Source organism: Streptomyces sp. NPDC000345 (assembly GCF_042898825.1).
Taxonomy (GTDB): domain Bacteria; phylum Actinomycetota; class Actinomycetes; order Streptomycetales; family Streptomycetaceae; genus Streptomyces.
Map to the genome: position 1 here is coordinate 17,883 of NZ_JBIAZE010000018.1, position 23,226 is coordinate 41,108.

General features: G+C 72.0%; 21 protein-coding genes. 15 read left to right on the forward strand and 6 right to left on the reverse strand.

Going from position 1 to position 23,226, the window contains the following annotated elements; all coding sequences use genetic code 11:
- Positions 1–38: 38 nt before the first annotated feature.
- Positions 39–1,997, reverse strand: a complete 1,959-nt coding sequence (locus ACFY30_RS32760; RefSeq protein WP_390848769.1) for an amino acid transporter — start codon at positions 1,995–1,997, stop codon at positions 39–41.
- A gap of 400 nt (positions 1,998–2,397) precedes the next feature.
- On the opposite strand from ACFY30_RS32760, the gene ACFY30_RS32765 reads away from it, so the two are divergent.
- The 4 genes from ACFY30_RS32765 (at position 2,398) to ACFY30_RS32780 (ending at position 6,676) form a co-directional block, all read left to right on the forward strand.
- Entirely contained in the window at positions 2,398–3,690 is a 1,293-nt protein-coding gene (locus ACFY30_RS32765; RefSeq protein ID WP_390848770.1) for an extracellular solute-binding protein, read from the forward strand.
- Between the two features lie 43 nt (positions 3,691–3,733).
- On the forward strand, positions 3,734–4,732 hold the full coding sequence (locus ACFY30_RS32770) for a carbohydrate ABC transporter permease (protein ID WP_390848771.1): 999 nt from the start codon (positions 3,734–3,736) through the stop codon (positions 4,730–4,732).
- A gap of 62 nt (positions 4,733–4,794) precedes the next feature.
- Complete coding sequence (locus tag ACFY30_RS32775) at positions 4,795–5,559, forward strand: carbohydrate ABC transporter permease (RefSeq protein ID WP_390657876.1); 765 nt, start codon at positions 4,795–4,797, stop codon at positions 5,557–5,559.
- A gap of 58 nt (positions 5,560–5,617) precedes the next feature.
- Positions 5,618–6,676, forward strand: coding sequence for an endo-1,4-beta-xylanase (locus ACFY30_RS32780; protein WP_390848772.1), 1,059 nt, complete (start codon positions 5,618–5,620; stop codon positions 6,674–6,676).
- Here ACFY30_RS32780 and ACFY30_RS32785 read toward each other — a convergent pair.
- From ACFY30_RS32785 to ACFY30_RS32795, 3 genes are all read right to left on the reverse strand, one after another.
- A complete protein-coding gene (locus ACFY30_RS32785) occupies positions 6,669–7,715 on the reverse strand; it encodes a LacI family DNA-binding transcriptional regulator (protein ID WP_390848773.1) in 1,047 nt (348 codons plus the stop codon). The genes ACFY30_RS32780 and ACFY30_RS32785 overlap by 8 nt on opposite strands.
- Positions 7,716–7,916: 201 nt before the next feature.
- On the reverse strand, positions 7,917–8,105 hold the full coding sequence (locus ACFY30_RS32790) for a DUF5999 family protein (protein WP_057580598.1): 189 nt from the start codon (positions 8,103–8,105) through the stop codon (positions 7,917–7,919).
- Between the two features lie 394 nt (positions 8,106–8,499).
- The gene (locus tag ACFY30_RS32795; RefSeq protein ID WP_390848774.1) at positions 8,500–9,090 is read right to left on the reverse strand and encodes a hypothetical protein; all 591 of its coding nucleotides are present in this window, start codon (positions 9,088–9,090) and stop codon (positions 8,500–8,502) included.
- A gap of 566 nt (positions 9,091–9,656) precedes the next feature.
- Here ACFY30_RS32795 and ACFY30_RS32800 point away from each other — a divergent pair.
- Positions 9,657–11,174 (forward strand): glutamate-cysteine ligase family protein, encoded by a 1,518-nt coding sequence (locus ACFY30_RS32800; RefSeq protein WP_390848775.1) that lies wholly within the window; start codon positions 9,657–9,659, stop codon positions 11,172–11,174.
- 92 nt (positions 11,175–11,266) lie between these two features.
- Positions 11,267–12,070, forward strand: a complete 804-nt coding sequence (locus ACFY30_RS32805) for a CPBP family intramembrane glutamic endopeptidase (RefSeq protein ID WP_390848776.1) — start codon at positions 11,267–11,269, stop codon at positions 12,068–12,070.
- Positions 12,071–12,074: 4 nt separating this feature from the next.
- Here the strand turns inward: ACFY30_RS32805 and ACFY30_RS32810 are convergent, their stop codons facing one another.
- Positions 12,075–12,884, reverse strand: a complete 810-nt coding sequence (locus tag ACFY30_RS32810) for a PhzF family phenazine biosynthesis protein (RefSeq protein WP_390848777.1) — start codon at positions 12,882–12,884, stop codon at positions 12,075–12,077.
- Positions 12,885–13,060: 176 nt separating this feature from the next.
- Here ACFY30_RS32810 and ACFY30_RS32815 point away from each other — a divergent pair, with 176 nt between their 5' ends.
- The 9 genes from ACFY30_RS32815 to ACFY30_RS32855 all read left to right on the forward strand — a co-directional run bounded on the left by ACFY30_RS32815 (position 13,061) and on the right by ACFY30_RS32855 (position 22,312).
- Positions 13,061–14,035 carry an NAD-dependent epimerase/dehydratase family protein gene (locus ACFY30_RS32815; RefSeq protein WP_390848778.1) on the forward strand — a complete coding sequence of 325 codons (975 nt, stop codon included), beginning with the start codon at positions 13,061–13,063 and terminating at the stop codon, positions 14,033–14,035.
- A gap of 93 nt (positions 14,036–14,128) precedes the next feature.
- Positions 14,129–17,014 carry a LuxR C-terminal-related transcriptional regulator gene (locus ACFY30_RS32820; protein ID WP_390848779.1) on the forward strand — a complete coding sequence of 962 codons (2,886 nt, stop codon included), beginning with the start codon at positions 14,129–14,131 and terminating at the stop codon, positions 17,012–17,014.
- 154 nt (positions 17,015–17,168) lie between these two features.
- On the forward strand, positions 17,169–18,773 hold the full coding sequence (locus ACFY30_RS32825; RefSeq protein ID WP_390848780.1) for an MFS transporter: 1,605 nt from the start codon (positions 17,169–17,171) through the stop codon (positions 18,771–18,773).
- A 19-nt stretch (positions 18,774–18,792) separates the two neighbouring features.
- Positions 18,793–19,311, forward strand: a complete 519-nt coding sequence (locus tag ACFY30_RS32830; protein ID WP_390848781.1) for a hypothetical protein — start codon at positions 18,793–18,795, stop codon at positions 19,309–19,311.
- 113 nt (positions 19,312–19,424) lie between these two features.
- Positions 19,425–19,622 (forward strand): hypothetical protein, encoded by a 198-nt coding sequence (locus ACFY30_RS32835; protein ID WP_390657175.1) that lies wholly within the window; start codon positions 19,425–19,427, stop codon positions 19,620–19,622.
- 17 nt (positions 19,623–19,639) lie between these two features.
- The gene (locus ACFY30_RS32840; protein WP_390848782.1) at positions 19,640–20,305 is read left to right on the forward strand and encodes an HdeD family acid-resistance protein; all 666 of its coding nucleotides are present in this window, start codon (positions 19,640–19,642) and stop codon (positions 20,303–20,305) included.
- Positions 20,306–20,426: 121 nt separating this feature from the next.
- Positions 20,427–20,870, forward strand: a complete 444-nt coding sequence (locus tag ACFY30_RS32845) for an SHOCT domain-containing protein (protein ID WP_390848783.1) — start codon at positions 20,427–20,429, stop codon at positions 20,868–20,870.
- A 40-nt stretch (positions 20,871–20,910) separates the two neighbouring features.
- Entirely contained in the window at positions 20,911–21,324 is a 414-nt protein-coding gene (locus ACFY30_RS32850; protein ID WP_390657178.1) for a hypothetical protein, read from the forward strand.
- A 148-nt stretch (positions 21,325–21,472) separates the two neighbouring features.
- Positions 21,473–22,312 carry a class II glutamine amidotransferase gene (locus ACFY30_RS32855; protein WP_390848784.1) on the forward strand — a complete coding sequence of 280 codons (840 nt, stop codon included), beginning with the start codon at positions 21,473–21,475 and terminating at the stop codon, positions 22,310–22,312.
- Between the two features lie 27 nt (positions 22,313–22,339).
- Here the strand turns inward: ACFY30_RS32855 and ACFY30_RS32860 are convergent, their stop codons facing one another.
- Entirely contained in the window at positions 22,340–23,131 is a 792-nt protein-coding gene (locus ACFY30_RS32860; protein ID WP_390848785.1) for an SDR family NAD(P)-dependent oxidoreductase, read from the reverse strand.
- Between the last annotated feature and the right edge of the window lie 95 nt (positions 23,132–23,226).

Below are 23,226 nucleotides of genomic sequence, written 5' to 3' on the forward strand. Positions count from 1 at the left end.
GGGCCGGCCGGGCGATCGTGCGGCCGGCCCCGCGGCCCTCAGCCGGTGTGGACGCGGGGACGGCGGGCGCGGTCCGGCTCGGCCTCGCGCAGGACCTCGCGGGTGACCGGGGCGACCTCGCCCTGCCCGAAGAGGAAGAAGCGCAGGAAGTTGGCGAAGGGGTTGCCCTCGGTCCATTCGAAGTAGATGTGCGGCGTGCAGCCGGTGGTGTCACGGGTGTGCAGCAGCAGGGCGGCCAGGGCGTTCGGGATGGAGGAGGACTCCAGGGTCAGGACGCGGTAGCGGTGGTGCAGGACCTCGCCGCGCACGGTCAGGCCGGCCTCGAACTCGGAGGGGTCGAGGACCGTGACCTCGACGAAGACGAAGTCCTCGCCGGGGATGTCGTTGTCCTCGCGGATCTGCTCGATCTTGTCGCGGTACTCGCGCTGGTCGCGCTGGTCGGGTTCGTTGGCGATGAACCGTATCTTGCGGCTGGACATGTCCCGGACGAAACGTTCCGCCATGGGGTCCAGCGTCACGCTGGTCACGCGCAGCTCGAAGGCACGGGCCAGCCGGGACAGGAGGGAGACGAGGATGATGCCGGCGATGAAACAGGCGCCGATCTTCACACCGTCGGGCCGCTCGACGACGTTCGCGCCGGTGACGTAGAGCAGGACCGCCGAGACGGTGGCGAAGCCGATGGTCCAGCCGCGCTGCCGGGCCCGGCGGGCGGCGATGGTCACCGCGATGGCGGCCGAGGACATCAGCACCAGGACGCCGGTCGCGTAGGCGCCGCCCTGGGCGTCGACGTCGGCGTCGAAGATCCAGGTGACCAGGAAGGCGACCAGGGTGAAGACGATGACCATCGGGCGCACCGCCCGCGCCCAGTGCGGGGCCATGCCGTACCGGGGGAGGTAGCGGGGCATCAGGTTGAGCAGCCCGGCCATGGCGGAGGCGCCGGCGAACCAGAGGATGGCGATGGTCGAGACGTCGTAGAACGTGCCGAAGGCGTTGCCCAGGTACTCGTGGGCCAGGTAGGCGAGCGCGCGGCCGTTGGCCTGGCCGCCGGACTCGAACTCCTTCTCCGGGATCAGCCAGGTGGTGATGAAACTGGTGGCGATCAGGAAGACGCTCATGATCAGCGCGGCGGCCGTGAGCAGCTTCTTGGTGCCCCGGATGCGGCCCGTGGGGCGCTCCTCGGTGTCGTCCGGATCGCCCTGGACGTGGGGCATGACGGCGACGCCGGTCTCGAAGCCGGACAGGCCCAGCGCCAGTTTGGGGAAGACCAGCAGGGACACGCCGATCATCGCGAAGACGTTGCCGTGCTCGGCGGTCAGGGCGCTCGACCAGTCGGTGACCACGTGGCCCTCGGTGAACACGTGCCACAGGCCGACCAGTACGACCACGACGTTCAGGCCGAGATAGGTGACCACCAGGGCGACCGCGACGCCGATGGCCTCCAGGAAGCCCTTGAGGAACACCGCGCCGAGCAGGGCGATCAGCACGAGGGTGATGATCATCTGCCGGCCCTGCAGGGCGCTTTCCAGATGCGGGTTCTCGACCAGGTGGGTCGAGGCGTCGGCAGCCGAGAGCGTGATGGTGATCAGGAAGTCGGTGGCGGCGAAGCCCAGCAGGGTCAGGACGAACAGCTTGCCCTTCCAGAAGGACAGCAGCCGTTCCAGCATCGCGATCGAGCCCTCGCCGTGCGGGCTCTCCTCGGCCACGCGCCGGTAGACCGGCAGGGCGCCGGCCAGGGTGACCACGACGAGCACGACGGTCGCGACGGGGGAGAGCAGGCCGGCCGCGAGGGCGGCGATGCCCGGCTGGTAGCCGAGGGTGGAGAAGTAGTCGACACCGGTCAGGCACATCACGCGGTACCAGCGCTGACCCCGGTGCCCGGGTCCGGCCTCCGGCTCGGCGGACGGCGCCGGCTGGTCATGACCCTTGCCCATGTCGGCCAGACCCTCCAGCATCCAGGCGCGCAGGCGACTGGGGGGAGGGTGCTCGGTCGTGGCCATGCGGGGTGCTCCTGGGGTGCGGCGCAGCGTGCGGTTTCGGCCTTCCGGCGGACGGCGGAATCAGCGTAAGCGGAGCGTGACGCAGGGGCCCACGGCTGCGGGGCCGGACGGCGTCAAGCTTCCGTTAAGACTGGTCAGGGGCTGGAGGCGCAGGGCGTCATGCGTCGACGGGTGGCGTCCGGCCGCCGGGTGACTGCCACCCGCCCGCTCCGTAATGTTCGCCGTTCACTCCGAATGTTTCGCAGCCTCCGTCGAGTCCTTTGGTTTCCCGCTCTTGGACAGACCCTTGGATTGCCTGTGTTCAAGGGGTTGCCACCTGTCGGAGGGTGTCTCTAGGGTGCGGCAGCAGCGAAGCTTTCTGGATCTGGTTCGAAACTTTCGATCTACCAAGGAGCGCATGATGGGCGACCCGGCACTGTCCCGCCGAGGCTTCCTGGCGGCCTCCGCCGCGGCCGGTGTGAGCATGACGGCACTGAGCGGCTGCGGCGGCGACTCGGACGGAGGGTCGTCGGGGACGACCACGATCGAGTGGTGGAACATCTCCACCACCCAGCCCACCAAGGATGTCTGGGCCGCCCTCGCCAAGCAGTTCGAGGCCCAGAACCCCAAGGTGAAGGTCAAGATCGTCCAGCTGGAGAACGATCCCTACAAGTCGAAGATGACGGCGCTGACCGCCTCCGGGAAGCTCCCCGACATCTTCCACACCTGGGGCGGCGGTGTCCTGAGGCAGCAGATCGACGCCGGGCTCGTGGAGGACCTGACCGACAGGAGCAAGGGGTGGGGGGACTCCCTGCTGTCGGTCGCCCGGGAGCCGTACCTGTACGACGAGAAGGTCTACGGCATCCCGTTCGACATCGGCATGATCGGCTTCTGGTACAACAAGGCCCTCTTCAAGCGGGCCGGCATCAGCGCGCCCCCCACCACCTGGAGCGGCTTCCTGGACGCCGTGCGCAAGCTGAAGTCCGCCGGGATCACCCCGCTCGCCCTGGCCGGCAAGGAGAAGTGGCCGGGGATGTACTACTGGGCCTACCTCGCCATGCGCACCGCGGGGCTCGACGCGCTGCGGAAGGCGAACGACGACAAGGACTTCACCGGGGACGGGTTCGTGCAGGCCGGTCAGCACCTTCAGGAACTGGTCGATCTCCAGCCGTTCCAGAAGGGCTTCCTCGGCGCCGCCTACAGCACCCCCACCGGTCAGGCCGCCAGCATGGGCAACGGCAAGGCCGCCATGGAGCTGATGGGCCAGTGGGCGCCGGTCGTGGAGGCCGACGCGGGCAAGGGACTCGGCTCGAACCTCGGCTTCTTCCCCTTCCCCGCGGTCGAGGGTGGCCAGGGCGCGATCACCGAGGTCTTCGGCGGAGGCGGTGGGCATGCCCTGCGCAAGGGAGCCCCCCAGGCGGCCGTCGACTTCCTGAAGTTCTTCGCCTCGGCGGCCACGGACACCACCCTGGTCAAGAAGACCGGAGTGCTGCCCGTCGTACCGGCTGCCGAGAGCGCGCTCACCGACCCCAACCTCTCGGCCGTACAAGCCCAGTTGAAGGCCGCCACCGGCTTCCAGCTCTATCTCGACCAGGCGTACGCGCCCGCCGTCGGCCAGGAGATCAACGACAGTGTCGCCGGGCTCATCGCGGGCTCCAAGTCCCCCCAGCAGGTCACCGAGTCGATCACCAAGGTCGCGAAGGAAGAGCAGTAGCCGCGATGACCTCGACCTTCTCAAGGAAGGGGGGCCGGAGGCGATGACCTCCACCTTCCTCCCGGACAAGCGCAGCGGCCCGGACGTCGGTCACCGGCCCGCGGTCCCCGGGGCGGACAGCGGGCGGGCGAGGCGACGTGTGCTGCACTGGCTCACCGCCGTCGGCTTCCAGGTGCCCGCCCTGGTGCTGTTCGGCACGCTCGTGCTGCTGCCGATGCTGTTCGCCTTGTACGCCGCGTTCTTCCGCTGGGGCGGCTTCGGGATGCCCGAGGACTTCGTCGGCGGCGACAACTTCACCCGGCTCTTCCAGGACCCGGTGTTCCTGGGCGATCTGTGGCGCTGCCTCCTCCTCGTCGCACTGTCCGTGCTGCTCCAGCTGCCGTTCGCGCTCGCCCTCGCGGTCGCGCTCAACCAGAGGATCCGCGGCCGGGCCGTGTACCGGATGCTCTTCTTCGCGCCGTACATCCTCTCCGAGGCGATCACCGGCGTGCTGTTCAGCATGATCTTCGCCCCCGACGACGGGCTCGCGGACCATCTGCTGGGCGCCGTGGGCCTGGACGGGCTCGGCGGTCAGTGGTTCGCCGATCCGTCCACCGTCATGGCCACCCTCTTCCTGGTCATGACGTGGAAGTACTTCGGCTTCCACATGATGCTCTACCTGGCCGGACTGCAGTCCGTCCCGGCCGAGTTGACCGAGGCCGCGCTGATCGACGGGGCCGGGCCCTGGCAGCGGTTCCGCAGCGTCACACTGCCGCTGCTCGCGCCCACCCTGAGGATCAGCGTGTTCCTGTCGGTGATCGGGGCCATCCAGCTCTTCGACCTCGTGTGGATCCTCACCGCGGGCGGCCCCGACCACCACTCCGAGACGATGGCCGTGACCATGTTCCAGTACGGCTTCAAGCGCTACCAGGTGGGCTACGCCAGCGCGATCAGCGTGGCCATGTTCGGCATCAGCCTCGTCTTCGCCCTCGCCTACCAGCGGTTCGTGCTCCGCCGCGACCTGGAGGGCGCCACCACGACCATGCGGGGAGGCGGCTCGTGAGCGTCCGCAGGACCGGCCGGACCCTGCCCGTGCACCTTCTCCTCGCCGTCGTCGGCGCGGTGATGGGCGTACCGCTGCTGTACGCCGTCCTGTCCGGGTTCAAGTCGACCGACCAGCTCTCCCGCAACCCCATCGGCCTGCCCGACCCGTGGGTCACCTCCAACTACACCGACATCCTCGGCTCCCGCTCCTTCTGGCAGCTGCTCGGCAGCAGCACCCTGATCGCGGCCGGTACGACGGTGGTGGTGGTCGCGGTGTCCGCGCTCGCCGCGTTCTCCTTCGCCCGGTTCGCCTTCCGGGGCCGGGAGTTGCTGTTCACGCTGTTCACGATGGGGCTGATGTTCCCGTTCGCGGTGGCCGCCCTGCCGTTGTTCCTGCTGCTGCGGTCCATGGACCTGCTGGACAACCCGCTCGGCGTGATCCTGCCGCAGGCGGCCTTCGGGCTGCCGATGACCATCGTCATCCTGCGCGGGTTCTTCCGGGAGATCCCGGCCGAGCTGGAGGAGGCGGCCACCCTCGACGGCTGCGGGCCGCTCGGCTTCCTCTGGCGGATCCTGCTGCCGATGGCCCGGCCCGCGCTCGGCACGGTCTCCGTGCTCGCCGTCGTCGGCAGCTGGAACAACTTCCTCCTGCCGCTGCTGGTCTTCAACGAGCCCACCTGGTGGACGCTGCCCATCGGCGTGCAGCAGTTCCAGGGGCAGTACTCCGCCGAGTACGCACGGATCTTCGCGTACCTCGTCCTCGCCATGGTCCCCGCCCTGGCCTGTTACTCCGTCGCCGAGCGCCAGCTCGTCGGCGGTCTCGCCGCCGGCGCCACGAAGGGATGACGCGCGCCCGCGGACCCGTACGGCTCACCCACACCCGTCGATCGTGAGGAGTCGCACCATGCCCAGCACAGCCGCCCGCACCCGGCTGAGACTCGCCGGAGCGCTCGCCGCCGTCCTGGTCGCCGCCGGGATCGCCGGCGGACCCGCCGCCCAGGCGCACGAGAAGCCCCGGCCGACCCTGGCCGACCTGGCCCAGAGCCACGGCCGCTACTTCGGCAGCGCCACCGACAACCCCGAACTCACCGACACCGCCTACACGAAGATCCTGGGCAGTGAGTTCGACATGATCACCCCCGGCAACGGCATGAAGTGGTACGCCACCGAGCCGCAGCAGGGCGTCTTCGACTGGACCGCCGGCGACGAGATCGTGAACCTCGCGCGCGCCCACCACCAGAAGGTCCGCGCCCACACCCTCGTCTGGCACAGCCAGCTGCCCGACTGGCTGACGGGCAGGGAGTGGACGGCCGGCGAACTGCGGGCCGTCCTGAAGAAGCACATCCAGACCGAAGTGCGCCACTACCGGGGCAAGGTCTACGCCTGGGACGTCGTCAACGAGGCGTTCAACGAGGACGGCACCTACCGCGAGACGATCTTCTACAAGACCCTCGGTCCCGGCTACATCGCCGACGCGCTGCGCTGGGCCCACCAGGCCGACCCGAAGGCGAAGCTCTACCTCAACGACTACAACATCGAGGCCGTCGGCCCGAAGAGCGACGCCTACCACACCCTGGCCAAGGAGCTGAGGGCGCGAGGCGTCCCGCTCGACGGCATCGGCCTGCAGGCCCATCTCGCCCTGCAGTACGGCTATCCGGCCACCCTGGAGGACAACCTCCGCCGCTTCTCCCGGCTCGGCCTGGACACGGCGCTCACCGAGGTCGACGTACGGATGCTGCTGCCCGCCACCGAGGAGAAGCTGGCCCAGCAGGCCCAGTGGTACGCGGACATGACCGAGGCGTGCCTGGCGGTGCGGCGGTGTGTGGGCATCACCGTCTGGGACTACACCGACAAGTACTCGTGGATCCCGGCCTTCTTCCCGGGGGAGGGAGCCGCCCTGCCGTGGGACGAGCAGCTCGCGCCGAAGCCCGCCTACCGGGCGATCCGGGACGCGCTCAGCTGACACCCCGGCGAGGGGGCGCGGTGCTGGCGCGCACCACCAGCTCCGTGCCCAGTTCCACCCGCGGCGAGTCGGCGTGCTCGCCGCGGGCCAGGCGCAGGACCGTGCGGACGGCCAGCTTGCCCATGTCCGCGAGGGGCTGGCGGACGGTGGTCAGGGGCGGGGCCGACCAGCGGACCTCGGGGAGGTCGTCGAAACCGACGACGCTCATGTCCTCCGGGACGCGCAGGCCGCGCCGGCGCAGTGCCTCGATCGCGCCGAGCGCCATCTGATCGCTGGCCGCGAAGAGCGCGGTGGGCGGTTCCGGCAGGTGGAGGAGGGCGGTGCAGCCGGTGAAGCCCGACTCGGGGTGGAAGTCGCCGGGGACGACGAGGTCTTCGTCGACGGCGAGCCCGGCCGCTTCCAGGGCAGCGCGGTAGCCGTCGTAGCGGGCGCGTGAGCACAGCAGCCGGGGCGGGCCCGCGATCAGGCCGATGCGACGGTGGCCCAGGGCCAGCAGATGGTCGGTGGCGGCGAGGCCGCCGGACCAGTTGGCGGCGCCGATCGTGGGGGTGTCGACGGCGGGGGACCCCATCGGGTCGACGACCACCAGCGGGACGCCCAGGATGCGCAACTGCTCGTGCAGCGTGGGTTCCAGGGCCGAGGTGACCAGGATGACGCCGTCGGAGGCGCGGGCGCGCAGATTGCGCATCCACTCGCGGGCGTCGCCGGAGCGGCCGTGGATCGCCGAGACCACGGTCCCGACACCGGCCGCGTGGGCGGCCTCCTCGACGCCCCGGATGATCTCCACCGCCCAGGGACTGTCGAGGTCGTTGAAGACCAGGTCGAGGAGGGCGGCCCGGGTGGGGGAGGGAGCGGCGGGCCGCTTGCGGTAGCCGTGTTCGCGCAGCAGCTCCTCGACCAGGGCGCGGGTGCGCGGCGAGACGTCGGAGCGGCCGTTGACCACCCGGGAGACGGTCGGCACCGAGACGCCGGCCTGCCGGGCGATCTCCGTGATGGTGACCTTGCCGTGCGCCGCCGGTGCTGTGTCGTCCGCCGTCATTCCCCCACCTCCGTCGCCGCGTTCCGGGCGAGAGACCGAAACTTCCAGGAGTCTTCCGGAAAACGTGTGCGTACGGAAGGGAAGGCGGGGGCTACGAGGAGTGAGCGGCCCCGGACACGCGTCGGGGCCGGTTCGCAGCGTCTGTCTGCGGTCCGGCCCCTCATGTCCCCGGACGGCGGTCCCGCGCCGTCCGGGTGGTGCTCAGGCTGCGGTCACGACCCGGTGAGGGGCGATGACCCGGCCGTCCGGCAGGAGCTCACCGGTGTCCTCGAAGAGGAGGACGCCGTTGCACAGCAGGCTCCAGCCCTGCTCCGGGTGGTGCGCCACGAGCCGGGCGGACTCCCGGTCGGCGGAGGTTGCTGTCGGGCACGGTGGCTGGTGCTGGCACATGGATGGGTTCTTCCGCTCTGGCGTGATGTGTGAGATGGCTGTGGTCGTGTCTGTCCCGCGGCGTGAAGCGTCGTGTACGTCCTTCATGGCCGCCCCCCGTTGTGATAAGTCGGTCGGAAACCAGTGTTGCCCTCCGGGCGTGGATCCGCAGGGATTTCGCGGCACCGCCCCTCACAGGTTCATGACGCGTCACCCGCGCGGGCGGTTCATCTCAACCGCACTGTCACTTCGGGTGGTTTCCCGTGGCCGGATAGGGCTAGTCCGGACGGGGACGCAGGCGCGCGGGGACGCGGGGACGGACACCGCGCGGGCACGCGGAGAAGCACACCGCGCAGAGCACCGTACCCCGCCACCGGGGCCGCGGTGGCGGGGTACGGGGCGTGCGGGTACGGCGTCAGGCGGGCGAGCCGAGCAGAGGCGGCGCCGAGGGCGTCACCCGGAGGGTCAGCACCGGGAGCAACTCGGCGACGCGGTGGGCGCGGTGGGCGGCGATCCCGGGCGGCGCCGGGGCCAGCGGCACCAGCAGGTCGGTGGCCGCGGGATGGCCGGTCGTGCCGTCGGTGTCGGTGTCGCCGTGCAGCCAGAGGGTGAGCATGTAGAGGCCCGGGACCGACAGCAGCCGCGCCTGGTACGGCTGGGTCGCCGACTCGGCCTGGCGCAGGGCGCGTTCGGTGGAGGCGATGTAGGGACCCTCGAAGAAATGGGAGAACGCCCAGCCGTCCGGGGTCAGCCGGGTCTCGGCCGCCGCCACGGCCCGGTCGCCGCAGCGGATCAAGAAGCGCCAGCCGGCCAGCCTGGTAGCGGTCACGCCTTCGGGGGTGATCCGGTCCAGGACGTGCAGCGGCAGCGGGAGTTCGGGGGTGGCCTCGCCCTGGGCGGTGCGCAGGGACGGAGTTCGCGCCTCGCGGACCGCGGTGGGGGAACCGAGGGCCGTGAGGACGGAGCGCAGGGCGGGCGCGGGAGCCGGGGGTACATGCAGCGGCATGGTGGGTCGCCTCTCATTCACAGGCGGTGGCGCGAGGGCGGGGGCGGACGGCGCTGTCAGCTAGCTCTCGTCAGGGTCGGAGAGGCGGGGGCCGGGGTCTGGGGAAAGCCGGGGTGCGCGAGCGGCCCGCCGTCACCCGGACGACAGGCTCCTTCGACCGCGGGGCCACCTTCTCCGCCTTGTTCGAGGAGTTTATACGACATGTGTTCAGACTGTGTTTCGTCTAGTCGACGCCGGGACACTCGGCAAGGGTTCATTCGGTCGGCGATACGTGTGAATCATCCCGATTCAGAGTGGTCGGCGTCCCGATGACCTCGGGATATGCACACACAACGGTCGGCCCATTCTCGTCGGAGAATTTCACGAGTTCCTGAGTTCGTGAATGAGCGCTCTGCCGCTTGCCCCGTGAATGTGCCTCCGGTCAACTCGGAGGACTTCCGGTCAGAGTAGCGGGTAGGGGGGACCGGAGAGGACGTTATCGATCGGTCCGGCTGGGCATCATCCCACCTGACCCGGGAGACCGGCGGCCGGATCCCCGGCCCGCCCATGCGAGGAGGGACGCTTCGATGGGGGAGAAGGTCGTGGCAGGCGCGTTCGACCTGTCCGATCGGCAGCAGTACCGCGACAAGCTCCAGAGGTGTCTGACGGGGCTGGAGCGGCTTCTGGCCCAGAAGCGGTTCGACCGGCCCAAGAACCTCATGGGGCTGGAGATCGAGCTGAATCTCGCGGGTGCCGACGGACTGCCGAAAATGCTGAATGGCGCAGTGCTCGAGAGGATCGCCAGCCGAGATTTCCAAACAGAACTCGCCATGTTCAACCTGGAAGTCAACATCGCTCCACACCGATTGGGCGGGCGGGTATTCGACCGGCTGGCCGAGGAACTCCGTACGTCACTGGCATATGCCCACCGAAAGGCCGGCGAGGTCGACGCGGGAATCGTGATGATCGGTATTCTGCCGACCCTCGACCGTGACGACCTGGTCTCGTCCAACCTGTCCGAGGTCGACCGCTACACCCTGCTCAACGACCAGATCGTGGCCGCCCGGGGCGAGGACTTCGCCCTCGACATCGACGGCGTGGAACGGCTCTCGTGCACCTCGAAGTCGATCGTCCCCGAGGCCGCCTGCACCTCCGTGCAACTGCACCTCCAGGTCACCCCGGCCCGCTTCGCCGACGTGTGGAACGCGGCCCAGGCCGTCACCGCCGCGCAGATCGCCGTAGGGGCGAACTCGCCCTTCCTGTTCGGCCGCGAGCTGTGGCGCGAGTCCCGGCCCCCGCTGTTCCAGCAGGCCACCGACACCCGGCCGCCGGAGCTCCAGGCCCAGGGCGTCAGACCGCGGACCTGGTTCGGCGAGCGGTGGATCAGCTCCGCGTACGAGCTGTTCGAGGAGAACCTGCGCTACTTCCCCGCCCTGCTGCCCATCTGCGACGAGGAGGACCCGCTGGCGGTGCTGGAGGCGGGCGGCGTCCCCTCGCTGGCCGAGCTGGTCCTGCACAACGGGACCATCTACCGTTGGAACCGCCCCGTCTACGGCATCGCCGACGGCGTCCCGCACCTGCGCGTGGAGAACCGCGTGCTGCCCGCCGGGCCCACCGTGACCGACGTGGTCGCCAACGCGGCCTTCTACTACGGAGTCGTCCGTGCCCTGGCCGAGGAGTCCCGGCCGGTGTGGTCCCGGCTGCCGTTCGAGGCCGCCGAGGCCAACTTCGACGCGGCGTGCCGGTACGGCATCGAGGCGCGGTTGCAGTGGCCCCGGCGCGGACGGCTCGGCGGCGTGGGCGAGGTCGACGCCGTGAGTCTCGTACGCGACGAGCTGCTGCCGCTGGCGGAGGCCGGGCTGGACGCGTGGGGTGTGGAGCCGGCCGATCGCGACCACTACCTCGGCGTCATCGAGGAGCGGTGCCGACGGCGGACCAACGGGGCGACCTGGCAGGTGGCGACCTTCCGGCGCGGCCTGGAGGCGGGGCTGTCCCGCGATGCGGCACTGGCCGCCACCACCCGTCGGTACGCGGAGCTGATGCACCTGGGCGAGCCGGTGCACACCTGGCCCGTGGGCGCGCCGGAGCCCGTCTCCGTGGGCTGAGCTCCCGGGGATGTCCGGTCCTCGCCGGGGGGTGCTGCCGCTCGCGCCGGGTTCATGGGGCAAGCTGTGACGTCCCATGACCGGAAGCGGGTGTGCAGGTGGAGGCGGGGCCGGTGGCCGAATCTGTTGACGACGAGCGGCCCTCGCGGCGGATCCTCCGGGACGAGACGCTGCTCGTCCTGGGGCTCTCGCTCGGCGCGAGCGGTGTGTCCGCGCTGATCAGCTTTGTCGGGTCGGTCACCCGGCCGGGAGGGCTCAAGGACCAGGCCGCGACCCTCAACGCCTCGGCGGCGCCGGGCCGTCCCTGGCTGGATCTCGCCTGGCAGCTGTTCGGGATCGCCTCGGCACTGGTCCCGGTCGCGCTGGTCGCCCACTTCCTGGTGCGCGAGGGCCAGAACGGCCTGCGGACGCTGGGCTTCGACCGCACCCGGCCCTGGTCGGACCTCGGCCGGGGCGCCGGGATCGCGGCCGTCATCGGCAGCACGGGCATCGCCTTCTACCTGCTGGCCCGAGAGCTCGGCTTCAACCTCACCGTGGTCCCCGAGGCGCTTCCGGAGGTGTGGTGGAAGTACCCCGTGCTGATCCTGTCCGCGCTGCAGAACGCGATCCTCGAAGAGGTCATCGTGGTCGGCTATCTGTTGCGCCGGCTGGACCGGCTGGGCTGGACGCCCGGCACCGCGCTGACGGCCAGCGCGGTGCTGCGCGGCTCCTACCACCTCTACCAGGGCGTCGGCGGGTTCATCGGCAACATGGTGATGGGTGTGGTGTTCGTCTGGCTGTACCGGCGCTGGGGACGGGTCGGCCCCCTGGTCGCGGCGCACTCCCTGCTCGACATCGGCGCGTTCGTCGGGTACGCGCTGCTCGCGGGGAAGGTGGCGTGGCTGCCGACCCCATGACCCCCTACGCGAGCAGTTCGCCCTCGATGACCGTCACCGCGCGGCCGGTCAGCAGGGTGCGCTCGCCGCGCAGTTCCGTGCGGACGCGGCCGGAGCGCGGGGAGGCCTGGAGCCCGGTCAGCGGTGTACGGCCGAGACGCTCCGCCCAGTACGGGGCCAGCGCGGTGTGGGCGCTGCCGGTGACCGGGTCCTCGTCGATGCCGACGTTCGGGAAGAAGCAGCGGGAGACGAAGTCGTGGCCCAGGGCGGGGTTCTCGGCGCGGGCCGTGGCGATGATGCCGCGCCGGGAGTAGGCGCCGAGGGCCCTGTGATCCGGGCGCAGGGCGTGGACGGTCTTCTCGTCGGCGAGCTCGACCAGCAGGTCGCCCACGTGCGGACCGGTGTCGAAGGCGGCGACCGGCTCGGCGCCCAGGGCCTCGGCGACCCCCTCCGGCAGCTCGACCGGGGTGAGCGGGGCGGTCGGGAAGTCCAGGGTGATCGAGCCGTCCCGGGCCGGTGTCGCCACCAGGACGCCGCTGCGGGTGGCGAAGCGCACCGGGCCGGTGTGGGCGCCCGTGGAGTGGAGGACGTGGGCGGTGGCCAGAGTGGCGTGGCCGCACATGTCGACCTCGGCGACGGGCGTGAACCAGCGCAGGGCCCAGTCCGCCTCGCCGCCCGCCGGGAGCGGGTGGGCGAAGGCCGTCTCGGCGTGGTTGACCTCCAGGGCCACGTTCTGGAGCCGGTCGTCGCCCGGGAAGGCGTCGAGGAGGAGGACCCCGGCCGGGTTTCCGGCGAAGGGGCGGTCGGTGAAGGCGTCGACGATTCGAATCCGCATGCCCGTGACGGTAGGGGGTCGGCGAGGCCGGCGGCCAAGGCCAATCCATGAGCACTGGCCCGGTCTTCCCGGGCCACTCCGGCGGGGATCGCGCCAAGTGCCGTAGGGTTGCGGTTCGTTCACGGGGGCACGGAGCCGCAGGGCGGGGCTGGGCGCCCGCCGTGAAGGAGGAAACGGTGCGGCAGGTCGACGGCACGGTGGTGCTGACGGGGGCGACCGGATTCATCGGCTCGCACACCCTGCGCGCGCTGCTGGACCCGGCAGGGCGCGGCGACGTCGGCCCGGCTCCGCGGGTGCGCGCGCTGGTGCGCAGCGCGCCCGGGGGCGACGGTCCCGTCGAGTGGGTGCGGGGCGACCTCACCGACCCGGACTCGGTGCGGGGTTTGTGCGAGGGCGCGCGGGCCGTCGTCCATCTGGCCTCGTACATCGGCGGGGACGAACGGCTGTGCGAGGCGGTCAACGTCGAAGGGACCCGCCTGCTGATGGAGGAGGCCGCGCGGGCCGGGGCCGGCCGCGTGGTGCACCTGTCGACCGCCGCCGTCTACGGCGGTGGACCGCACCGGGGGATCGCGGTCGACGGGATCCCCGCCGAGCCCGCCTCCGCCGTGAGCAGGACCCGGCTGGCGGGGGAGGCGTACGCGCGCCGGGCGGGGGCCGTCGTGCTGCGGCCCGGGATCGTGCTCGGCGCCGGCGACCGGTGGGTCGTACCCGCACTGCGCGAACTGGTGGAACGGGTGCCGGCCGCATGGGACGGCGGGCGCGCGCTGCTGACCGTGACGGACGCCGAAGACCTCGGGCGGCTGATCGCCGCCGTCGCCGTGGGGGACCGGCCGGTGCCGCCCGGCGTCTACCATGCCGGGCATCCGGAACCCGTGCGCATCGGGGATCTGCTGGCCGAGCTGGCCGAGCTGGGGGTGCTGCCGCCCCGGCCGGACGCCGACTGGCCGCTGCCGGTCTGTCTGGAGCGGCTGCGGGCGACACCCGGACGGGCCTCGGAACGCCAGTTCACCCTGGCCGCCGAGGACCACTGGTACCTGTCCGGCGACCTCTGGAAGCTCACCGGCAGGCCCCCGGGGCCCGGCCCGCTGAGCCGCCTCGCGGACTCGGCCGCGTGGTACCGGGCGCATCTGCGGCCGTCAGCACGCTCCTGAACTGGGGTTTCCTCCCCGCTGCGCGGGTGCGCCGACCCTGCGATGCTGGAGGAGGCGAGCGCTACCCACGATCGACCGCCGGGCGGTGAGCGCATGGCTGGGCTCGAGGAAGACGGTACGGAGCCGACGGCTCCGGAGGCCGACCCCCAAGGAGACCCGTATCTGCGCACGCGGTTCGCGATACCGGTGCGTCCGGCGACGTTCCTGCGCCGCGAGAGACTGGTACGGCATCTCGACCAGGCGCTGCGCACCCCGCTGACCATGGTGAACGGCTCCGCCGGTGCGGGGAAGACCCTGCTGGTCGCCGACTGGGCGGCCGAGCGGGTGCCGTCCGTCGCCTGGTTCACCACCGAAGCCGCCGACCAGGGCCCCGGAATGTTCTGGGCGTACTTGCTCCAGGCGCTGCGGGCCTCCGGGGTGGCGCCGCCCGCCGGGGTCGGCAGCCCGGCGGACGCGAGCCGGGTCACCCGGACCCTGCTGGCGCGGCTGGCCGCCGATCTGAGCGCGCGGGAGCGGCCCGTGACCGTGGTCCTCGACGAGTACGACCAGGTGCACGACCCGGACATCGCCCAGCAGCTGGAGTTCGTGCTGCACCACGCTGGAGGCGGCCTGCGGCTGATCCTCGTCACCCGCACCGAACCGCTGCTGCCGCTGCACCGCTACCGGGCCGCGGGCGAGCTGACGGAGATCCGGGGCGCGGAGCTGGCCTTCACCCCGCAGGAGACGGCCGAACTGCTCGCGCTGCACGGGCTGCGCCTTCCGCTGCCCGCGGCGGGCGCGCTGGTGGAGCGCACCCGGGGCTGGGCCGCCGGCCTCCGGCTGTGCGCCCTGGCCGCGCAGGAGAACCCGGACCCGGAGACGTATCTGAAGGAGTTCGAGGCCGACCGCAGCACCGTCGCCGACTTCCTGCTGGCGGAGGTGCTCAAGCAGCAGAGCCCCGAGATCCAGGATCTCCTGCTGCGGGTCAGCGTCCTCGAACGTCTCTGTCCCGAGCTGGCCAACGCGCTGACCGAACGCGCCGACTCCGAGCCCATCCTGGCCGGGCTGCACCGGGAGAACGCGTTCGTGGAGGATCTCGGCCACGCCTGGTACCGCCTGCACCCGCTGTTCGGGGAGATCCTGCGGGCCCATCTGCGGGTGCGGGCCCCGGGCCTGGAGCCCGAGCTCCACCGACGGGCCGCCCGCTGGTTCGGGCGCTCCGGGTTCCTCACGGAGACGCTCGGGCACGGCGCCGCGGCGGGCGACTGGGAGTTCACCGCGGGTGCGCTGGTCGACGACCTCGCCATCGGCCGCCTCTTCACCGGCCTGCACTCAGACGACCTCGTCGACCTGTTCTCCCGGATGGGACCCGAGCCCAGAACCCCGGCGACGGACCTCGTCCGCGCGGCCCTCGCCCTCTCCCGCTGCGACCTCGAACACGGCCTGGCCCATCTGCGCCGGGCTGAGCGGGGGCTGGCGGAGGCGGTGCGGGCGGGGGAGCCGGCTGAGGCGGTTGGGGCCACGGACGCGGACGGCGCGGCTGGGACGGCGGACGCCGAGGGGGCGGCCGGCGCGGCTGGGGCGGAAGGGCCGGGCGGAGAGGCGATCGGGGCGGTGGCGGAGGAGCACGTCGGTGCGCCCGAGGTGGCGGGTGGGGTGGCTGCCGCCGGTTCACCCGGGGTGCCCGCCTTCGGTTCGGCGGGAGCCGTGGTCGTCGTTTCGGAGTGGGCGGCCGCGCAGTTGAGTTGTGCGCTGCTGGAGGCCTCCGCGGGGCGGCTGACCGGGGCGCCCGGGCGGGCGGAGGCGGCCGTGGCGGAGGCCGAGCGGGTGCGGGGGCAGGTCCCCGCGCATCTGCTGGACAAGCATCCCGAACTCACCGCCCTGCTGCTGACCCACGTGGGCTCGACCCGGCTGTGGGCGGGGCGGTTCGAGGAGGCGCGGGCCGCCCTCGGCGCGGCCGCCGACTGTCCCGGCGGAGCCTCGACCGCGCTGTTGCGCGAGGACGCCCTGGGCCGCCTGGCCCTGATCGACTGGCTGAACGGCCGGCCCGGCCCGGCGGAGCGCAGGGCTCGCGCGGCGATGGCCGAGACGGAGCGGTTCGGGCTGCCCCGGTCGGCCGGCTCCGGCGTCGGACTGCTCGTCCTGGCCGCCGTGGCCGTCGACCGCGACGAGTTCGACGAGGCGAAGACCCTTCTCGAAGCGGCGGCCGGCTCGCACCCCGCGCTGCGGGACCCGGTGATGGAGGCGGGCCGCGCCATCGTCACGGCACGGCTGCACCTGGCCCGGGGAGACACCGGGGCCGCGCGGGAAGCGGTGGAGCGGGCGGTCGCCGCCGAAGCGGTATCGCCCTGGGCGGCGGGGCAGTCGGCGCTCGTCGCCTCGGCCGCGCACCTCGCCGAAGGCCGGCCCGAGGCCGCGGAGCGGCTGCTGCGCGAGGTGCCGGACGGGCAGCCCGCCTGTGCCGTGGAAGCGGCTCGGGCCCGGCTGGCGGCGGGCGAGCCCGCCGCGGCGGCCGGCCTGCTCGACCGGGCCCGCCCCGAGGACGGCTCCGGCCCCGCGGTCACCGTCCGGGCCACGCTGGTGCGGGCCCGGGCCGCCGAGCAGACCGGCGACCCCGCCGCCGCCCGCCGGCTCGTCGCCCGGGCCCTGCGCGAGGCCCGGCGCGAGCGGCTGCGCCGGCCCTTCCGCGAAGCCGGACCGTGGCTGCGGCCGCTGCTGACCGCCGGGCCCCTGCGGGAACTGGCCGATGGCTGGCTCACCCCCGCCCCGCCGCCCCCCGCCGGCGAGCAGCCTCCCGCGGTGGTCGTCGAGGAGCTGAGCGGACGCGAGCGTGACGTGCTGCGCCGGCTGGCGCTGATGATGTCCACGGACGAGATCGCGGCGGACCTGTACCTGTCGGTGAACACGGTCAAGACCCACCTCAAGAGCGCCTACCGGAAGCTGGGGGTCAACCGCCGCCACGACGCGGTGCGCCGCGCACGGGAGCTCGGCCTGCTGTGACCGTGTGACCCGCGGGCCCGCGTTCGCCCCTGGCGGGTGAGGCGCGTGGCCGGCTCCTCCGCTGGGATCGGGGAGGTGGCCGGTTCGCCCCGGCCGCAGCCCGGCCGGCTCCGCCGGTGTCCCCGGGCGGCCCCGACTCGACGAGGTGGGTGACGTGGCACACTGGCGGGCTCTGATCGTCCTGGGCACGGCCCAGTTCCTGATGGTGCTGGACACGTCCGTCATGAACGTCTCCATCAGCCAGCTGGTGGAGGACTTCGACACCGAGGTGACCGCCATCCAGGCCGTCATCACGCTGTACGCGCTGGTGATGGCGGCCTTCATGCTCGTGGGCGGCCGCCTCGGCGACATCCTCGGACGACGCAGACTGTTCATCCTCGGGCTCGTCGTCTACGGCGTCGGCTCGGCCCTGACCGCCGCCGCGCCCACCGTGTGGGTCCTCGCCCTGGGCTGGTCGGTCATCGAGGGGCTCGGTGCCGCGATGGTGCTGCCGGCCATGGCGGCCCTCGTCGCCGAGTCCTACCAGGGCCGCGAGCGGGCCGTCGCCTACGGCGTCGTCGGCGGGCTCGCCGGTGCGGGCATCGCGGTCGGTCCGCTGCTGGGCGGCTGGGTGACGACGTACCTCACCTGGCGGCTGGTCTTCGCCGGTGAGGTCGTGGTCGTCCTCGCGATGCTCGCCTTCCGCCGGGTGATCACGGAAGCCCCGCGGACCGGGACGCGGCCCCGGCTCGACGGGGTCGGCGCGGCGCTGTCGGCGACCGGCCTGGCACTGGGCGTACTCGGCGTGCTGCAGAGCGGCACCTGGGGCTGGGTGGAGCCGCGCAACCCGCCTTTCACGGTGATGGGCTTCGCGCCCACACTGTTCGTGATCGGGCTCGGCGCCGTCGTCCTGGCGTTCTTCGTGCGCTGGGAGCGGCGCCGGGAGGCGCGGCACACCGACCCCCTGGTGCACCTGGACCTGCTGCACAACCTGCCGCTGCGCTCCGGCCTGCTGTGCCTGCTGAGCCAGAACCTGATTCTGCTGGGGCTGTTCTTCACGATCCCGCTCTATCTGCAGGTGGTCCAGGGCTTCGACGCCTTCGAGACCGGTCTGCGCCTGCTGCCGGTGTCCGTCACCATGCTCGCGGCCTCCACGCTCGCCGCGCGGCTGGGCCGGGCGGCCGGAGCGCGCCGCGTGGTCCGGCTGGCCCTGCTGATGCTGGTCGCCGCCATCGTGTGGCTGCTGGCCACCATCGACCCGGTGATCGACGACGCGCAGTTCGCCTGCGCCATGGCGCTGCTCGGCATCGGGATGGGCCTGCTCGCCTCGCAGCTCGGCAACGTCGTCCAGTCCAGCGTGGGCGAGGAGGAGCGCAGCGAGGCCGGCGGGCTGCAGTTCACCGCCCAGAACCTGGGATCCGCGCTGGGCACCGCACTCATCGGGTCGTTGCTCGTCGGCGCGCTCGCCCAGGCGTTCACCACCCAGGTCGAGGACGATCCGAAGCTGTCGCAGGAGGCCAAGCAGCAGACGAGCGTCGCGCTCGAGGCCGGGATCAGCTTCGTCTCCACCGACCAGGTGCGCTCCGCTGCCGAGCAGGCGGGGCTGCCGCCGTCGGAGGTGGACGCGCTCACCGACTCCTACGCGTCGGCGCAGCTCGACGGACTGAAGGCGGGGATCCTCGCCGCCGGCGGAATCACCCTGGCCAGTTTCCTGGTCACGGGCAATCTGCCGGCCCGGCCCGCCGCCCGCCCCGAACCGGCGCGCGGCCGCGCGGCCTGACCCGTGAGGGAGCCCGGTCATGTCCGACACCCAGCACTGCACGGCCCCGGAGCCCGCCGCCGGGCGCCGGGGCCGCGCCGAGTACACCGGGGGCGTCTACGGCTCCATGCTCGCCGCCTCCGTCGTCGTCGGCGCCGGCACCTTCGGCTCGTTCCCCCGGGTGGAACTGGTGCTGCTGCTGTTGCTCACCGGCGTGGTGTTCTGGATCGCGCACGTGCACGCCCACCTGTTCGGGGCGCGGCTGGCCCAGCGGCCGCCGGACCGCGCCGTCGTCCGGGAGGTGTGCCGTGAGGAGTGGCCGATCGTGGAGGCCGCCGTCCCGCCCGCCCTCGCCGTGGCCGTCAGTCCCCTTCTCGGCCTCGATACGCAGGGCGCGCTGTGGCTCGCGCTCGCGGTCGCCGTGGCGGGCCAGGTGGGCTGGTCCACGGCGGCGGCACGGCGGGTCGGCGCGTCCTGGCGGCTGGTGGCGATCACCGCCACCGTGAACCTGCTGCTCGGCCTGCTGATCATCGTGTTCAAGCTGGTCATCACCCATTGACCGGGAGCCATCGCCGCAGATCAGCCGCGCGGCCGGACGCGTATCACCTGTACCGGGTGAGGCCCGGCAGGAGGCCGCGACGGACGATCGCAGGGAGACCCCTAGGAAGGCTCATGCGCTACGAGATCCGTGTCGACGGACAGATGTCGGAGACGTTGATCCAGGTGTTTCCCGAGCTGGAGCACGTGGTGATGTCCGGCCAGACCGTCCTGTTCGGACACGTCGTCGACGAGGCGCATCTGTACGGACTGCTGGCCCGCTGCCAGTCGCTGGGACTGCGGGTCCTGGAGATGCGGCAGATGCCGGACTGACCCCGCTGGGAGGAGCCATGACCGAGTCGCGAGGACCGGAGCCGTACCCCGGACCGCAGCGGATGCCCGGCGGTACGGCCCCGGGGCCGGCGGGCACGGACCCCGCCGACGTCCTGGCCGCCCTCGGGCGTTCCTGGACCTGGCTTCTCGGGTCGGCCGTCGCCACCCTCCTGCCCGGCGTCCTGGTCCTGGTCTGGCCGGACGAGACCCTGCACGTCCTGGCCGTCCTCATCGGCCTGTACCTGCTCGTGACGGGGATGTTCCGGTTCGTCGCCGCCTTCGCCCGGGAGGACCACGGCGAACGGCTGCCCGGGCTCCTGCTGTCGGTCCTCTACGTCCTGGCCGGCGTGCTCTGCCTGCGCAACCCGCTGCAGACCATCGCCGCGCTCTCGCTGATCGTCGGGGTCGTGTGGCTGGTGTCCGGGGTCCTCACCCTCTACACGGCCCTCGCCGCCCGGGACCTGCCCCACCGCGCCTTCGTCATGGGTGCCGCGCTTCTCGGCATCGTCGCGGGCGTCGTCGTGCTGGCCCTGCCCACCGAGTCGGCCCGGGCCCTGACCCGGCTGCTCGGTCTGTGGCTGGTCCTGCTCGGCCTGGTCGAGGTGGTGCTGGCCCTCGCCTGGCGGGCCGCACTGCGCAGGGCCGGCATCCCCGCCCCGCACGGTCACCCGGGGCCCCGCTGATCCGCCGGCCTCACCCCGGACGGCCTCACCCGTCCGGGGTGAGGCGCCCACCGCTTGCCGTGCGCACGCTGAAGACGCCAGGGAACGGCCGACGGGCCCAGGCCCGGAACGGAGGAGTGACATGACCGGGGACACGTACCTCGCCTACGACTATCCGCTGCTGAGCGCCTTCTGGACCATGCTGATCTTCTTCCTGTGGATCATGTGGTTCGTCCTGCTCTTCCGGGTCGTCCTGGACATCTTCCGCGACGACGACCTCAGCGGCTGGGGCAAGACCGGCTGGCTGGCGTTCTGCATCTTCCTGCCGTTCCTGGGCGTGTTCGTCTACGTCGTGGCACGCGGGAAGAACATGGGCCGCCGCGAGGCGGCGCAGGCGCGGGCCCAGCAGAAGCAGTTCGACGAGTACATCCGGGAGACCGCCAAGGGCACGGGCGGAGCGACGAGCAGCGTGGACGAACTCGCCCGGCTGTCCGAGATCAAGGCCCGCGGAGACATCACGGACGAGGAGTTCGACCGGGCCAAGCAGCTGGTGCTGAGCGGGCACGGTTCCCCGGGACATCACTGAGCCCGCCGAACGACACGATGACACCGAATCGAGGCAAGGCATGACGACCAACCCGACGCGCGCGCACGAGCCCCGGAGGCAGTGGGCCGAGGGTCTGACGGCGTTCGCCGCCGTCATCCTCATGATCGCCGGAGTGCTGGACATCTTCCGCGGGATCATGGGCATCGCCGAGGACGACATCTTCGTCACGACGCGCAACTACGTCTTCGAGTTCGACCTCACCGGCTGGGGCTGGGTCCATCTCATCCTCGGCGCGGTCGCGGTGATCGTCAGCATGGGGCTGTTCCAGACGGCGATGTGGGCCCGCGTCGGCGGTGTGGCCATCGCCGGGCTCGTCATCATCGCCAACTTCCTCTCGCTGCCGTACTACCCGGTGTGGTCGGTCGTGATGATCGCCTTCTCGGCGTTCGTCATCTGGGCCCTGTGCGTCGTACGGCCGGACCGGTACGCGTGACCCCTGGGGCGCCCGGCACCGCTCGCCCGGCCGGACCGTCAGGGGAGCGGCGGCCGACCCGGCGAGCGGTGCGCGGGCCGGGAGGGGAGCGGTGAGGCACCGCCCGCGAGGACCGGAAGACTCCCTCTGATCAGGAAGGCTGACGACGATGTGCCGATGGCTGGCCTACTCGGGAACCCCCGTACTCCTTGACACGATCCTCTACAGACCGGCGCACTCGCTCATCGACCAGAGCCTGCACTCCCGGATGGGCGTCGAGACGACCAACGGCGACGGCTTCGGCGTCGGCTGGTACGCGCCCGACATGGACGGCGACGCCCCGGCGGTCTTCCGCGACACCGGACCGGCCTGGAGCAACCGCAACCTGCGGGAGCTCGCCCGCCATGTCCGTTCCCCGCTGTTCTTCGCCCACATCCGGGCCACGACCGGCACGGCGGTGCAGCAGACGAACTGCCACCCCTTCCGGCACGGCCGCTGGATGTGGATGCACAACGGGGCGATCACCGACTTCCACCGCATGCGGCGCGATTTCGCCCTGGCCGTGGACCCGGAACTCTTCCTGGAGATGGAGGGATCGACGGACTCCGAGATGATGTTCTACCTGGCGCTCACCTTCGGGCTGGAGCAGGACCCGCCCGCCGCCGTCGAACGGATGGCCGGCTTCGTGGAGCAGACCGGGCACACGCACGGCGTGGAGTTCCCGCTGCAGATGACGGTGGCCGTCAGCGACGGACACCGGCTGTGGGGCTTCCGCTACTCCAGCCAGGGAGCCTCGCGGTCCCTCTACTACAGCACCCGGGTGGAGACACTGCGCGAGCTCCATCCCGACATCACGTTCCTGCGCGGGGTCTCCGACGACACCCGCCTGGTGGTCTCCGAGCCCCTGGGTGACCTCCCCGGCGCCTGGAACGAGGTGCCCGAGAGCAGCTACGGCGTCGTGGAGCCGGGCGCCGACCAGCTCCAGCACTTCGCCCCGCAGGCGGCGTGATCCTGCCGCCCCCGCGGCCGCACGGGCTCAGTGCACCGAGAAGCCGCCGTCGACGAAGATCGCCTGCCCGGTGACGTAGCCGGAGGCGCGGGAGGCCAGGAACACCGCCGCTCCGGCGAAGTCCTCGGCGAGGCCGTTGCGCTTGACCATCGTGCGCGCGGCCAGCGCCGCCACCTTCTCCGGATCGGACGACAGCCGCGCGTTCAGCGGCGTCATGACGAAGCCGGGCACGAGCGTGTTGCAGGTGACGCCGTGCGGCGACCACTCCTCGGCCTGGGAACGCGCCAGCGACTCCAGCGCCCCCTTCGAGACGCCGTAGGCGCCGCTCCGGACGAAGGCCCGGTGCGCCTGCTGCGACGTGATGTGGATGATCCGCCCGAAGCCCCGCTCCGCCATGCCGGGGCCGAACCGCAGGCCCAGCAGGTAGGGCGCCTCCAGGTTCACGGCCATCGTGGCGTCCCACACGTCCTCGCCGAGCTCGCTCATCGGCGGCCGCACGTTGATGCCGGCGCAGTTGACGAGGATGTCGGGCTCCCCGTACACGGCGGCGGCCCGCTCCGCCGCCGCGCGCACCCCCTCGCGGGTGCCCAGGTCGGCGCTCACCCAGGCGGCCCGGCCGCCCTCAGCCGTCAACTCGTCGACGGTGGCGGCCAGTTCCGGCTCCCTGCGGGCCACGACCACCACGCTCGCCCCCGCCCGCGCGAGCGATCCGGCGATGGCCCGGCCGATGCCGGAACTCCCGCCCGTCACCACGGCGACCAGACCGTCCAGCGAGAACAGTGCGGACAGGTACGTGGCGGAGCTGCGCTGGGTTGTCATGTCCCGAGTTTTCCAGAGGGAGGTGACGCGTCTCGGCGCAGGGGCGGCGACGACCGGGGAGCCTTGCCAAGCGAACTATTCCGATATATCGTTGA